The sequence below is a fragment of the Streptomyces sp. NPDC004838 genome (assembly GCF_053600955.1).
In genome coordinates, this window is record NZ_JBSGAW010000008.1 from 224,733 (window position 1) to 238,172 (window position 13,440).

The 13,440-nt window shown below is 71.2% G+C and carries 12 protein-coding genes; 5 read left to right on the forward strand and 7 right to left on the reverse strand.

What is annotated here, in order from left to right:
* Positions 1 to 4 precede the first annotated feature (4 nt).
* Together ACWEFL_RS12275 and ACWEFL_RS12280 are read left to right on the forward strand one after the other, a co-directional pair.
* A complete protein-coding gene (locus tag ACWEFL_RS12275) occupies positions 5 to 691 on the forward strand; it encodes a response regulator transcription factor (RefSeq protein ID WP_451710753.1) in 687 nt (228 codons plus the stop codon).
* A gap of 71 nt (positions 692 to 762) precedes the next feature.
* Positions 763 to 2,280, forward strand: coding sequence for an ATP-binding protein (locus ACWEFL_RS12280; RefSeq protein ID WP_451710857.1), 1,518 nt, complete (start codon positions 763 to 765; stop codon positions 2,278 to 2,280).
* Positions 2,281 to 2,295: 15 nt separating this feature from the next.
* On the opposite strand, the gene ACWEFL_RS12285 is transcribed toward ACWEFL_RS12280, so the two are convergent.
* On the reverse strand, positions 2,296 to 3,816 hold the full coding sequence (locus ACWEFL_RS12285; protein ID WP_451710755.1) for a metallophosphoesterase: 1,521 nt from the start codon (positions 3,814 to 3,816) through the stop codon (positions 2,296 to 2,298).
* Between the two features lie 120 nt (positions 3,817 to 3,936).
* Complete coding sequence (locus tag ACWEFL_RS12290; RefSeq protein ID WP_451710756.1) at positions 3,937 to 4,191, reverse strand: SCO4848 family membrane protein; 255 nt, start codon at positions 4,189 to 4,191, stop codon at positions 3,937 to 3,939.
* Positions 4,192 to 4,483: 292 nt separating this feature from the next.
* Between ACWEFL_RS12290 and ACWEFL_RS12295 the strand changes: the two genes are divergently transcribed.
* Entirely contained in the window at positions 4,484 to 5,722 is a 1,239-nt protein-coding gene (locus ACWEFL_RS12295) for a D-alanyl-D-alanine carboxypeptidase family protein (RefSeq protein ID WP_451710758.1), read from the forward strand.
* Positions 5,723 to 5,737: 15 nt separating this feature from the next.
* Here the strand turns inward: ACWEFL_RS12295 and ACWEFL_RS12300 are convergent, their stop codons facing one another.
* Genes ACWEFL_RS12300 through ACWEFL_RS12310 form a run of 3 tightly spaced genes read right to left on the reverse strand, consistent with a single transcriptional unit; the run spans position 5,738 to position 8,101 of the window.
* Positions 5,738 to 6,661 (reverse strand): YihY/virulence factor BrkB family protein, encoded by a 924-nt coding sequence (locus tag ACWEFL_RS12300; protein WP_451710760.1) that lies wholly within the window; start codon positions 6,659 to 6,661, stop codon positions 5,738 to 5,740.
* A 58-nt stretch (positions 6,662 to 6,719) separates the two neighbouring features.
* A complete protein-coding gene (locus tag ACWEFL_RS12305) occupies positions 6,720 to 7,682 on the reverse strand; it encodes a decaprenyl-phosphate phosphoribosyltransferase (RefSeq protein WP_451710762.1) in 963 nt (320 codons plus the stop codon).
* On the reverse strand, positions 7,679 to 8,101 hold the full coding sequence (locus tag ACWEFL_RS12310; protein WP_451710859.1) for a phosphatase PAP2 family protein: 423 nt from the start codon (positions 8,099 to 8,101) through the stop codon (positions 7,679 to 7,681). The genes ACWEFL_RS12305 and ACWEFL_RS12310 overlap by 4 nt, the downstream gene beginning before the upstream one ends.
* An 885-nt stretch (positions 8,102 to 8,986) precedes the next feature.
* Here ACWEFL_RS12310 and ACWEFL_RS12315 point away from each other — a divergent pair.
* Together ACWEFL_RS12315 and ACWEFL_RS12320 are read left to right on the forward strand one after the other, a co-directional pair.
* Positions 8,987 to 10,372 (forward strand): FAD-binding protein, encoded by a 1,386-nt coding sequence (locus tag ACWEFL_RS12315; RefSeq protein WP_451710763.1) that lies wholly within the window; start codon positions 8,987 to 8,989, stop codon positions 10,370 to 10,372.
* Positions 10,373 to 10,521: 149 nt separating this feature from the next.
* The gene (locus ACWEFL_RS12320; RefSeq protein WP_451710765.1) at positions 10,522 to 11,277 is read left to right on the forward strand and encodes a decaprenylphospho-beta-D-erythro-pentofuranosid-2-ulose 2-reductase; all 756 of its coding nucleotides are present in this window, start codon (positions 10,522 to 10,524) and stop codon (positions 11,275 to 11,277) included.
* Positions 11,278 to 11,422: 145 nt separating this feature from the next.
* Here the strand turns inward: ACWEFL_RS12320 and ACWEFL_RS12325 are convergent, their stop codons facing one another.
* Both ACWEFL_RS12325 and trpS read right to left on the reverse strand, forming a co-directional pair.
* The gene (locus ACWEFL_RS12325) at positions 11,423 to 12,013 is read right to left on the reverse strand and encodes a 2'-5' RNA ligase family protein (RefSeq protein WP_451710767.1); all 591 of its coding nucleotides are present in this window, start codon (positions 12,011 to 12,013) and stop codon (positions 11,423 to 11,425) included.
* Positions 12,014 to 12,400: 387 nt separating this feature from the next.
* Entirely contained in the window at positions 12,401 to 13,414 is a 1,014-nt protein-coding gene (gene trpS, locus ACWEFL_RS12330; RefSeq protein ID WP_451710769.1) for a tryptophan--tRNA ligase, read from the reverse strand.
* Positions 13,415 to 13,440: the final 26 nt, after the last annotated feature.

Consider the following 13,440-nt stretch of genomic DNA (forward strand, 5'->3'; position numbering starts at 1 on the left):
TGCGATGAACCACGAGGGGGCGACCGTGCTGGTCGTGGAGGACGAGCCGAGCATCGCGGACGTCCTCGCCATCGCCCTGCGCTACCACCGCTTCGAGGTGATGACGGCGGGGACCGTACGGCAGGCGCAGCGGCTCTCCGAGCGGACCCGGCCCGATGTGGCGCTGCTCGACGTGATGCTCCCGGACGGCGACGGCCGGGTGCTGGGGCGCGAACTGCGCGACCGCCACCCGGAGACGGCCGTCGTCTTCGTCACCGCGCGCGACGCCCCGGCCGAGATCGTGGGCGCGCTGGGCTTCGGTGACGACTACATCACCAAGCCGTTCAACGTGGACGAGGTCGTCGCCAGGATCATCGCCGTACTGCGCCGGACCCGGTCCGCCGATGTGCTGCCGGTGCGGCCGCCGCTGCGGTACAAGGACGTGGAGCTGGACGAGACGACGTACGCGGTGCGCCGCGCGGGCCGCTCGGTGCTGCTGACGCCGACGGAGTACGCCCTGCTGCGGTTTCTCGTACGGAACGAGGGACGCGTCGTCCCCAAGGAGCAGCTGCTGCGGCACGTGTGGCAGTACGAGCACCAGGCGGAGTCGACCGTCGTGGAGACCTACATCAGCTATCTGCGGCGCAAGCTCGATCCGCTGGGGCCGCCGCTGATCACCACGCGCCGGGGGATCGGGTACGGGCTGGCATGAACACCCGGATACAGGGCTGGACGGGCTCCCAGCAGGGATTCCGGAACTGGGTGAAGGACCGCCGACGGCGGATGCACTCCCTGCGGACCAGGCTCACCCTGGTCAATCTGGTGGTGCTGCTGCTCGGCGTCGTCGCCGCGACCGTCGTCAGCCTGATGGCCATGCAGCACTTTCTGCTGCAACGGGTGGACTCCGAACTGCTCTCCAGCCGAAAGGCGGTGGAGGACACCGGATTCACCCAGGCCGAGATCGAGCGGCTGAAGGGCATCGCGGCCCTGCTCGACCATGTCGCGTCGCCCCACGATCCGGAGACGAACGCCCTGCCGCGTTCGAACACGATGCTCGTCGCCGTGGACGCGGAGCACCGGCCCGTTTCCTTCGCCGGATTCAAGCCCACCGGCCGGCAGCGCGAACTCGCCGACACCGTCGACGATCCCACGGCGCTCGCCGCCTCCGGCGCGGTACGCGATCTGACCGTCGACGGCGATCCCTACCGGGTGGCCGCGGGCCGCCTCGGCGACGGTACGGTCATCGTCCTGGCCACGGACACCGGAGCCGTACGCTCCGCGATCGGCAAGGCCCTCAAGCTCGACCTCGGCTTCGGGACCCTGCTGCTCGCCCTCCTCGCGCTGTTCACCATGGTCGGGACCAAACACCTGGTGCAGCCGCTGGAAGGCATGGTGGAGACGGCGTCCGCCATCGCGGAGGGCGATCTGGCCCGGCGCGTGCCGGCGGGACGGCACGCGATCACCGAGATCGAACAGCTGCGGGTCGCCCTCAACTCCATGCTCCACCAGGTCGAGTCCGCCTTCGAGACCCGTGAACGCAGTACCGCCCAGCTGCGCCGGTTCGTCGCGGACGCCTCACATGAGCTGCGCACTCCCCTGTCGGCGATCCGCGGCTACCTCCAGCTGTACGAACGGGGCATGCTGCTCCAGCCCGCCGAGCGGACACGGGCGCTCGCCCGGATGAACGCCGAGGCCGACCGGATGGGACGGCTCGTCGAGGAGCTGCTGACCTTGGCGCGGCTGGACCGGCAGCCGAGGACGCGGATGTGCGCCGTGGATCTGAGCCGTCTGGTGCGGGACGCGGTGGACGATCTGCGGGCGCAGCAGCCGGGGCGGCCCGTCTCCGTACGAGGGGCGGCGGAGGCGATGACGGTACGGGGGGACGAGTCGGGGCTGCGGCAGCTCGTCGGCAATCTGCTCTCGAACGCGCGGGTCCACACCTCCGACGATGTGCCGGTCGTGGTGAGGGTCGGGGGTGAGCCGGGCGGGGTGGTGCGGCTGGTGGTGGAGGACGAGGGGCCGGGCATGGCGGCCGAGGACGCGGAGCGGATCTTCGACCGCTTCTTCCGGGCGGGCACAGGGTCCTCGTGCGGCAGCGGGCTCGGCATGGCGATCGTGCAGGCGGTGGTGGCGGCGCACGGGGGCGGGGTGGACGTGCGGACCGCGCCGGGGCAGGGCCTGGCGGTGACGGTGACGTTCCCGCCCTTCCCTGCCTCGGACGAGACGGCCCCGGACGAGACGGCCAGGGACAAGACGGCCGGGGACGGGACGGCCGGGGACAAGACGGCCGGAGCAGGGTGAGCCCTCGGGGCTCGGCTATGCCTGGCGTGCGGCGAGCTGGACCACGGTGACGTCCGAGGCCGCGCCCACCCGCACGGGCGGGCCCCAGGCTCCCGCGCCCCTGGTCACATAGAGCTGGGTGTCCCCGTACCGCTCCAGTCCGGCGACGGTCGGATTGGCCAGTTCGGCGACATAGTTCCCGGGCCAGAGCTGGCCGCCGTGGGTGTGGCCGGAGAGCTGGAGGTCGACGCCGTGCTCGACGGCGTCGTGGATGACGACGGGCTGGTGGGCCAGGAGCACGGACGCGCGGGTACGGTCCCGGTCGCCGAGCGCCTTGCCGAAGTCGGGGCCCCTGCCCTCGCTCTCGCCTTCGACGTCGTCGACCCCGGCGAGGTCGAAGCCCGCCGCGATCTCGACGCGCTCGTTCTCCAGCGGGGTGAGCCCCAGCTCACGGACGCGGTCGATCCACTGGTCGGCCCCCGAGAAGTACTCGTGGTTTCCCGTGACGAAGAAGGATCCGTGGCGCGCGCGGAGCTGGGCGAGCGGTTCGGCGGCGGCCCCGAGATCGGCCACGTCGCCGTCGACCATGTCGCCGACGACGGCGACCACGTCCGGGCTCGTGGAATTGATGGTGTCGACGATCCGCTGGGTGTGGGCCCGTCCGAGGATCGGACCGAGGTGGATGTCGCTGACCACGGCGATCCGGAATCCGTGTGCCGTCCGGGGCAGCTTGGCGAGCGGCACGGTCACGCGCTTGACGCTGGGGCCCCGGAAGACGCTGTACGTGCCGTATCCGACGGTGGCGAGCGCGGCGGCCGTGGCTCCGCCGCCGACGACGCGGGAGACGAAGAGCCGCCGGGAGACCCCGGGGGCCGCCGCGGCGCCCGGCTCCGTACCGGCGTCGGCCGTGCCCCCGGCGTCGGCATCGGCATCGGCATCGGCATCAGCGCCGGGACCGGTGCGGGGTGCGGTGCCAGTGCCGTTGCGGGGGCCTGTGCCGGGGCCGGTCCCGGCTTCCGTATCCGGCTCGGGGTCCGTTTTCGTGTCGGTGTCCCGCAGGGTGCTCACATCGGTTCCGCCCTGGGAGACCCTGGCCTCGTGGACCGGGGTCGCTCCTGCGGGTGACGCGTCCGGGCTCTCGCCTTCCCGCGTGTCCGCGGCGTTCCCCGAGGGTGCTGTGATCGGGTGAGCGGTGGTGGTCCCGCCGGCCGTCGCGCTCCCGCCCAGGGCTCCCGCCGCCGACCGCCCGAGGAGCCGGAGCCAGACCGCGCGGACGACCTCGCCCGCCAGCAGGAACAGGACCAGGTACATGAGCAGCGCCAGCCACATATATCCAGGCCAGGCCAGGATCTGTTCGACCCAGAAGGGCGCGCCCGAGCGGGACGAGAGCATCGTGCCGACCGAGAGCAGCGGCAGCGCAACCACGACCACCGCGCCGACCCGGCGGGCGGTCCGGTTCGTCGTCGTGTCGCGGACCAGTCTCCGCCAGACGTACCAGTGCGCCCCGGTGAGCAGAGCGATCACCGCGACCACCACGAGCAGGACGACCACGATCACAGACTGCTCCCCTATTCTTCGCGTGCTCCGCGGAACGCGCGCTCCGCGGACTTCACACGCCCACGCGATTCCTAACGCACATCGCGTGGTTCTTGTGCCCGAGGAGGCCGAAGAAGTCGGTCAGCCCGTTTGACGTGCTTCATTTCGCCATGCGCGGACACCACGGAACCCGATGACTCCGACGGCCGTCCCCAGAAGAAAGGACGCGATGGCGAGCAGCAGATGGACCCAGAAGTACCCGGTCGGGTCGCCCGCGTCGTCGAAGGCGAGTCCGCTGCCGTCTTTCCACAGGTTTTTGACGAAGGTGACCCAGATGACCCAGCTCCACACGCCGAAGGCGAGCAGGAACCAGGACACAGGGCGGCTGAGCTTCATGCTTCCAGTATCCCGACCGTCCTCCGCCGGGGCGCTCCGGGGTGGCGGCGCGGGCCCGGACCTGCCCGCCGCCGGGGCGGACGGGGGCTGGAGGCCGGACCGGGGATCGAGAGCCGCCCGTGGCGTGGGGTCCGCCTGTGGCGCGGAGGCGGACCGGGGTGCCGGGAACTACCGGGGCGCGGGGGACTACCGGGGTGCCGGGGACGGCCGGGGTGGGCCGTCTCAGCGGCCTTCACGGCGAGTCACCAGACCGATAACCATATTTTCAATGTCACCCGGTACTTTCACGTCCGTGCCTGCCATGAAGAAGATCGCGCTGACGGTCACCGCCGCCGCCCTGCTGCCGCTCCTCGTCGCCGTTCCCGCCTCGGCGACCGCCCACGACGGCAAGGCCGCCGCGGAAGGCCGATCCACGGCATCCACCGTGCGGAAGCCGCCGAATCCACCGGCGTCCATGTCCACCGTCGGCGGCACCCTGCTGGGCAGGCCCGGCACCCAGGTCAGTCTCGGCGCGGGCGCGCCCGTACTGCCCAAGGAGCTGACCGGCCGGTCGTGGATCGTCGCGGACGCCGAGACCGGTGACGTGCTCGCCGCGCACAACTCCCACTGGCGGCTGGCACCCGCCTCCACGCTCAAGATGCTCTTCGCGGACGCCCTGCTGCCCAAGTTCCCCAAGGACGCGGTCCACAAGGTCACCTTGGCGGAACTGGCGGACATCGGCGCCAACAGCAGTCTCGTCGGCCTCAAGGAGGAACACGCGTACACCGTCCACGACCTGTGGCTCGGTGTCTTCCTCCGCTCGGGCAACGACGCCGTCCACGCCCTGTCCGCGATGAACGGCGGCATCCGCCGGACCGTCCAGGACATGCAGGCGCACGCCGAGGAGCTCCAGGCCCTCGACACCCGTGTCGTCTCCCCCGACGGCTATGACGCGCCCGGTCAGGTGTCGTCCGCGTACGACCTCACCCTCATCGCCCGCAGCGGGCTGCAGAAGAAGGACTTCCGCGAGTACTGCTCCACCGTCAGGGCCGACTACCCCGGTGCGATGAAGAACGGAAAGCGCGAGACGTTCGAGATCCAGAACACCAACCGGCTCCTCACGGGAGAGAACGGAGTCGCCCCGTACCAGGGGATCGCGGGTGTCAAGAACGGCAACACCACCCACGCGGGCTCGACCTTCACCGGTGTCGCCGAGCGGAACGGCAAGGTGCTGCTCGTCACCGTCATGAACCCGGACTCCGAGGAGACCCAGGCCGTCTACAAGGAGACCGCCCGGCTCCTCGACTGGGGTTTCGCGGCCTCCGGGAAGGTCACCCCGGTCGGTGAACTGGTCGCGCCGAGGTCCGCGGGCCCGGCTCCCGTGCCCACCGGAGCCGGGCCGGCCAAGAACGGCTCCCTGGCGAAGACGGTCGCCGCCGAGGACTCGCGGGGCGGCGTCGGCACGGCGATCGCGCTCGCGGGCGTACTGCTGCTGGTGCTCGCCGGGGGCGTGTTCCTGGTCAACCGCCGCTGGCCGTCGCGCCGCGTCTGACCCGGTACGGCGAGGTCACGCGGTCCGTCCGGCGGAGGTTTCGCCGGACGGGCCGCTCGCTTTCTCCGGGCGGCTCGTCGTCTCCTCCCCGTCGTGACCGGTGGCCGTCCACGCGGCGCAGAACAGAAGCAGCTTCGCCGTGAAGTTGATCCACAGCAGCAGAGCGATCGGCACCCCGAACGCCCCGTACACACTCCGTCCGGCGACCTCTCGGATATAGCCGCTGAGCAGCAGCTTCAGCAGTTCGAAGCCGACCGCGCCGATCAGTCCGGCCTCGATCAGCCGACGGCGCGGCGGATGGACTCCCGGCAGCAGGGTCAGCAGATAGAGCAGCATCAGGAAGTCGGCGACGACGGCAATCGCGAGCGCCGCGATCCGCAACAGCACGCCCCCGGCCGCTCCCTCGCCGAGGCCGAGCCGGTCCGCCGTCCAGCCGACGGCGCTGGAGCCGAGCGCGGAGGCGGCGAGCGAGGCGATCGCGGTGGCGCCGAGGCCGAGAAGGACGACCGCGTCCTTGCCCTTGCGTACGAAAAGGTTGCCCTGGTCCTCGTCGTCGAGACTCCAGACCGCCCGCAGACAGTCCCTTATCGAGCCGATCCAGCCGATGCCGGTCAGCAGCAGCAGCGCTCCGGCGACGAGCCCGACCGTGCCGGCGTTGGCGACCAGGCCGCTGATGTCGAGCTGGTCCGAGATGCCCGGCACCAGGTCGCTGATCTTGTTCTGGAGCGTGTCCAGTTGTCTCTGGCTGAGCAGCGCGGCGCCGATCGCGACGGCGACGGTGATCAGCGGGAACATGGCGAGAAAGCTGATGAAGGTGATCGCCGCAGCGAGGCGCGACCAGTGAACCCGTTCCAGCGTCTCGTACGACTGCCATGCGTGGGTGCGCATCAGCCGGGCCACCAGGGGCCCGATCAGGGGGAGCTTGGTCAACCAGTCCATGCCGTACGCCTACCCTCCGAGCACCGCTGAAGCAGCGGTCTCAGGTCCGACGGAGTGCTCACAGGCCGGCTACCGCCAGCCCGTACATCGCCGCCCACACCAGACCGACGAAGGCGAGCGCCCGATCGCGCAGCACCACGTCCTCGGGGGCGCCCGCCGTTCCCCGGTCAGCGAAGACCGCGTACCGCAGCACCGCCAGGATGAACGCGATCATCGACAGCTGCCGCCAGGGCAGCAGCCCGGAATCGGCCGCTCCGCCGCTCTCCAGCGCCCATAGGCAGTACCCGAGAACGGCGACCCCGGCGGCGAGCTGCCAGACGAAGCGCAGATACCCGGTCGTGTACTCGTTGAGGAGCGCACGGGTCACGCCCTTCTCGCCCTGCATCTGCACCGCCTCCGAGTACCGCTTGGCCGCGACCATGAACAGCGCGCCGAAGCCGGCGGTGATCAGGAACCAGCGCGAGAGCGGAATGTCCAGCGCGACCCCGCCGATCATCGCCCGCATCAGGAATCCGGTCGTCACGACGGCCATGTCGACGACGAGGACGTGCTTGAGCCGGACGCAGTAGGCGAGTTGCATCGAGAGATACGCGGTGAGCAGGACGCACGTCATGGTGTTGCACCAGACCGCCGCGCCCATGACGGCCAGGACGGCGAGCACCGTGCCCGCCGCGTAGGCGACGGGCACGGGAACGTCCCCGGCGGCGACGGGCCTGCGGCACTTCACCGGGTGGGCGCGGTCGGCCTCGGCGTCGCGGGCGTCGTTGAACAGATAGACGGCCGCCGCGGCGGCGGTGAACAGCAGGAACACGAGGGTCAGTTGTACGGCGGTGTGCGGGGACGCCAGCTTCCCGGCGGCGGCGGGCGCGGCCATGACCAGGACGTTCTTGACCCACTGCCGGGGCCGCGCGCTCCTCAGCAGCCCGACGGGCAGGCTCACCGCCTTCGGCGGCGCGACCTTCCCCGGTCGCCGTCCGGGCCGCTCGGACCGCTCCAGCAGCGCGGTGCCCTGCTCGGTCACCGCGCCCCCTTCCCGACGCCTCGGGCCCAGCCGGCCCCGAGGCGGGCGGCGAGCGCGCCGAGCGCGACCCCCGCGGCGACGTCCGTGGGGTAGTGGACCCCGACGACGAGACGGGAGACGCAGACGGCGGCGGCGAGGGGCGGTACGAGATGCCGTCCGGCCGGTGTCAGCGCTCCGAAGGCGACGGCGGCAGCGGCGGCGGACGTGGCGTGCGAGCTGGGGAAGGAGTGGGGGCTCGCGGTGCGTACGAGGGGTCCGGGGAGTCCGCCGGGCCCGGCTCCGCCGCGCTTGCCCCGTACCGAGGTCCCGCGCCGCGGTTCCGGGGCGGGAGCGGGTGCGGGTGCGGGTGCGGAGGCCGGAACCGTGCGCGGAACGGGAGCGGAGCCCGCGGCAGGGGCCAGAGCCGCACCCCGAGCCAGAGCCGCACCCGTCGCGGGAGCCGCGCCCGTCGCGGGAGCGGAGCCCGGTGCCGGAGCTGGAACCGTGCCTTGCGCCGGAGCGGTCCCCCGGGCCAGAACCGTGCCCGTCGCCAGGGCGAAACCCGAAGCAGGGTCCGGAGCCGCGCTTGGAGCGGGTGCCCTACCCGGAACGGAGGCCGGAGCCGTACTCGGAGCCGGACCTGTGCTGTTCGCGGAAGCCGCACCCGAAGCCGTACCCCGAGCCGGAACCGTTGCGAAACCTCGGCCCGCAGCCGGAGCCGGAGCGGGAGCCGTGCCCGGAGCCGGAGCGGAAGCCGGAACCGTACCCCGAGTGGGAATCGCACCCGAGGCGGCAGCCGGAACCGTACCCGTCGCGGAAACCGGAGCAGCCACGGCAACCACGCCCACCACGCCCACCGCAGGACCTGCGGCACCCGCGGCACCCGCGGCACCCACCGTCGGCCGGGGACGGCGGACCACGCGTTTGACACCCATGCTCGCCAGATGCGCCCCGGCCACCAGCGCCGTGGCGCGCAGCCACAACCCGCGCCTGGGGCGGTCCGCCACCGCCCCCGTGAGGCCCGCCGCGAGCCAGAGCGCGCCGTGCTCTCCGGCGAAGGAGAGCACCCGCGCCCCCGCCGCGATTCCGGGCTGGTCTCCGCAGTCGCGCATCGCCGCCAGCAACCGCCGGTCGGCCGCCGCGTACCACGCGTCGTCGACGTATCTCATCCGCGGCCACCCCTTCTCGTGAACCAGAGGGGGACTCTTCTGGGCGACCGGCCGACTTTCACGCCATTCTTTGATGACACTCGTTTAATCACCCATTTCGGCGAGTCCGTGAGGCACTGCAAAAATGTGGGCATAAGCGGCGATACGGTCACGAGTATGGCTGCCGACACCCGCACCACGCCCACCACCGACTTCGACGACCCGTTCGTGTCCGTCACCGGCTGGGGCCGCACCGCACCGACGACGGCGTATCTGATGCGCCCTCGCACCCATCAGGAGGCCGTCGCGGCCGTACGGGAGTGGGGCGCGCGCGGCGGGATCGCCAGAGGGCTCGGCCGGGCGTACGGGGACGCCGCCCAGAACGCGGGCGGCTCGGTGCTCGACATGACCGCCCTGGACCGTGTCCACTCGATCGACGCCGGCGCGGGGACCGTCGTCTGCGACGCCGGGGTCAGCCTCCACCGGCTGATGGAAGTGCTGCTTCCGCTCGGCTGGTTCGTACCCGTGACGCCCGGAACCCGCCAGGTCACGGTCGGAGGCGCGCTCGGCGCCGACATCCACGGCAAGAACCACCACGTCAGCGGCTCCTTCTCACGCCACGTCAGCTCACTGGAGCTGCTGACCGCCGACGGCGAGGTCCGGACCGTCCTGCCCGGCACCGACCTCTTCGACGCCACGGCGGGCGGCATGGGCCTGACCGGAGTGATCCTCTCCGCCGCGATTCGGCTGCACCGGGTGGAGACCTCGCTGATGTCGGTCGACACCGAACGCGCCGTCGACCTCGACGATCTGATGGCCAGACTCGCCGCTGACGACCACCGCCACCGGTACTCGGTCGCCTGGATCGATCTGCTGGCGCGCGGCCGTGCGCTGGGGCGCTCGGTCATCACACGCGGAGAGCACGCGCCGCTCGCCGCGCTGCCCACGCGCGCCCGGCGCGCACCGCTCGCGTTCCGGCCCGGACAGCTGCCCGCGCCACCCGCCTTCGTACCGGGAGGGCTGCTCACCCGGAGCTCGGTGGGCCTGTTCAACGAGTTCTGGTACCGCAAGGCCCCCCGATCGCGGAAAGGGGAGCTGAAGAGGCTCTCGGCGTTCTTCCACCCGCTGGACGGCGTTCCGCACTGGAACCGGATCTACGGCCGCGACGGCTTCGTGCAGTACCAGTTCGTCGTCGGTCACGGCCAGGAGGAGACGCTGCGCCGGATCGTACGGCGTATCGCCGAGCGCGGCTGCCCCTCGTTCCTCGCGGTCCTCAAGCGGTTCGGCGAGGGCGATCCGGGCTGGCTGTCCTTCCCCATGCCCGGCTGGACGCTGGCGCTGGACATTCCGGCGGGACTGCCCGGTCTGGGCGCGTTCCTGGACGAGCTGGACGAGGAGGTCGCCGACGCGGGCGGCCGGGTCTATCTCGCCAAGGACTCCCGGCTCCGGCCCGAACTGCTCGCGGCGATGTACCCCCGGCTCCCCGACTTCCGCGCCCTGCGCGCCCGTATCGATCCGCACGGCGTGTTCACCTCCGATCTCTCCCGCCGTCTCGCCCTGTAGGGCCCGTACGCCGGAAGAAGCCCGGAGCAGCAGCCGCAGTCAGCAGTTGGTCAGCAGTCTCGAAGCAGCCACAGAGCAGCAGCCACCAAGCAGCAACGCAGCAGCAGTCATGCAAGCAGCAACGCAGCAGCAGTCATGAAGGAGCAGTCATGAAGGACGCCTTCGGCACCCCGCAGTCCCTGCTCGTCCTCGGCGGCACGTCGGAGATCGGGCTGGCCGTCGCCCGGCGGCTGATCGCCCGCCGCACCCGTACGGTCTGGCTGGCGGGCCGCCCGTCGCCCGATCTCGACGCCGCCGCGGACGGGCTGCGCCGACTCGGCGCGGACGTCCGTACGGTGGCCTTCGACGCACTGAACCCGGCCCTGCACGAGCAGGCGCTGGGGAAGGTCTTCGCGGAGGGCGACATCGACATGGTGCTGCTCGCCTTCGGTCTCCTGGGCGACCAGGCGAACGACGAGGGCGACCCGCAGGCCGCCGTCCGGGTCGCGCAGACCAACTACACGGGGGCCGTGTCGGCCGGACTCGTCTGCGCAGCCTCGCTCCAGAACCAGGGGCACGGCTCCCTGGTGGTCCTCTCCTCGGTCGCCGGGGAGCGTGCCCGGCGCGCCAATTTCATCTACGGCTCCAGCAAGGCCGGTCTGGACGCCTTCGCCCAGGGCCTCGGGGACGCCCTGCATGGGACGGGCGTGCATGTGATGGTCGTACGCCCCGGATTCGTCCGGACGAAGATGACGGCCGGCCTGCCCGACGCACCGCTCGCCACCACTCCCGAGGCCGTCGCCCTGGCCGTGGAGCAGGGGCTGCGGCGCAGGTCGGAGACGGTGTGGGTGCCCGGAGCGATGCGGGTGGTGATGTCGGCGCTGCGGCATGTGCCGCGTCCGCTCTTCCGCAGGCTCCCCGTATGACCGCATGACCGTCCGACCGTAAGACCGTCCGACCGCATGACTGTAGCCCTGTATTGCCGTATGACTGTATGGCCATATGGGTTCAGGTCTGGAGGTCTGGGCGACGACCGGCGCGCGGCCCGGTCAGGACGTGATCAGGACGTGATCAGGACGTGAAGGGCGCGGTCGCGGCCTCGTCCACCGGGGAGCCCTGCGTCGGCACGGCCCCCACTCCGCCTCCGAACGCGTACTCGTGCAGCTTGCGCCACACCGCGTCCGGCCCCTGCTCGTACAGGGCGAAGGAGGCACAGGTCCAGGCCGCCTCGAAGTCGGCCAGCTCGGCGTAGGCCCGGTCCATGGCCTCGTCGGGGATGCAGTGGGCCACGGTGACATGCGGGTGGTAGGAGAACTGGAGTTCCCGTACCAGCGGCCCGGACTCGTCCCGTACCCGCCGCTGGAGCCGGGAGCAGGCCGCCGCGCCCTCGACGACCTGAACGAAGACGACGGGTGAGACCGGGCGGAACGTTCCGGTCCCGGCCAGCCGCATCGGGAACGGCCGGCCCGCCGCCGCGACCTCGGCCAGATGCGCCTCGATCGCGGGGAGCGCCCGTGGATCGGCCTCGGTGGGCGGGAGAAGGGTGACATGCGTGGGAATCCCGTACGCGGCGGGATCCCCGAAGCCCGCGCGCCGCTCTTGGAGCAGGCTGCCATAGGGCTCCGGGACCGCGATCGAAACGCCGAGCGTTACGGTCCCCACGTCATTCTCCTCAGTCGTCTCGTCGGGTTGTTCCACTGGTTGTCCAGCCGCCAGTGTGGCGGCTGGAGGACGGATGTGGCCAGAGGCGTAGGACACAGTGGCCCGCGGCCATCCGGCCCCGCTACGATGCCCCGCCCCTGCTCAGGGGCGTTGTCAGGGCCTCCGAATTCGTACCTGAATAACGGCCCGGACCGGTGTGTTCCGGTCGGTGCCGCGTCAGCGGGCGGGCGCGCGACGGCCGCGGCGCGTACAGTCAGCTCGCCGCGATCGTCGCGATCGGTGCGGCCGGCGCGGTCAGCCTGTGGGTAGGCGGCCGGTGCGTCGTGGCGTGTCCGTCGCGGCATTTCAGCGGTGACCTGCGCGTCGTGGCCTGCGCGTGGCGGCCGGTCAGTGCTTGGCCGGCAGGAAGCCCATTCTGTCGAACGCCGCCGCCAGCGTCTCGCCGGCGACTGCCCGCGCCTTCTCCGCGCCCTTGGCCAGAACCGAGTCCAGCGACTCCGGGTCGTCGAGGTACTCCTGCGTACGGCTCCGGAACGGTGTGACGAACTCCACCATCACTTCGGCGAGGTCCGTCTTCAGCGCGCCGTACATCCTGCCCTCGTACTCCTTCTCCAGTTCGGCGATCGTCCTGCCGGTGAGGGTGGAGTAGATGGTGAGCAGATTGCTGACGCCGGGCTTGTCGACGGGGTCGAAGCGGATCACGGTGTCGGTGTCCGTGACCGCGCTCTTGACCTTCTTCGCGGTCGCCTTCGGCTCGTCGAGCAGGTTGATCAGGCCCTTGGGCGTGGAGGCCGACTTGCTCATCTTGCTCGTCGGGTCCTGGAGGTCGTAGATCTTCGCGACCTCCTTGACGATGTGGGCCGCCGGGAGCGTGAACGTCTCGCCGAAGCGGGTGTTGAACCGCTCGGCGAGGTCACGGGTCAGCTCGATGTGCTGGCGCTGGTCCTCGCCGACCGGGACGGCGTCCGCCTGGTACAGCAGGATGTCCGCGACCTGGAGGATGGGGTAGGTGAACAGTCCGACGGTGGCCCGGTCGGCGCCCTGCTTGGCCGATTTGTCCTTGAACTGCGTCATCCGGGACGCCTCGCCGAAGCCGGTGAGGCAGTTCATGATCCAGCCGAGCTGCGCGTGCTCGGGGACATGGCTCTGGATGAAGAGGGTGCACCGCTCGGGGTCCAGCCCGGCCGCGAGGAGCTGGGCGGCGGCGAGCCGGGTGTTGGCGCGCAGCTCGGCGGGGTCCTGCGGCACGGTGATCGCGTGCAGGTCGACGACCATGTAGAAGGCGTCGTGGGTCTCTTGCAGCGCCACGTACTGACGGATCGCTCCGAGGTAGTTCCCGAGGTGGAACGAGCCTGCGGTGGGCTGGATACCGGAGAGCGCGCGGGGTCGGACTGAAGCCATGGTCCTCATTCTCTCAGGTGTGGAAC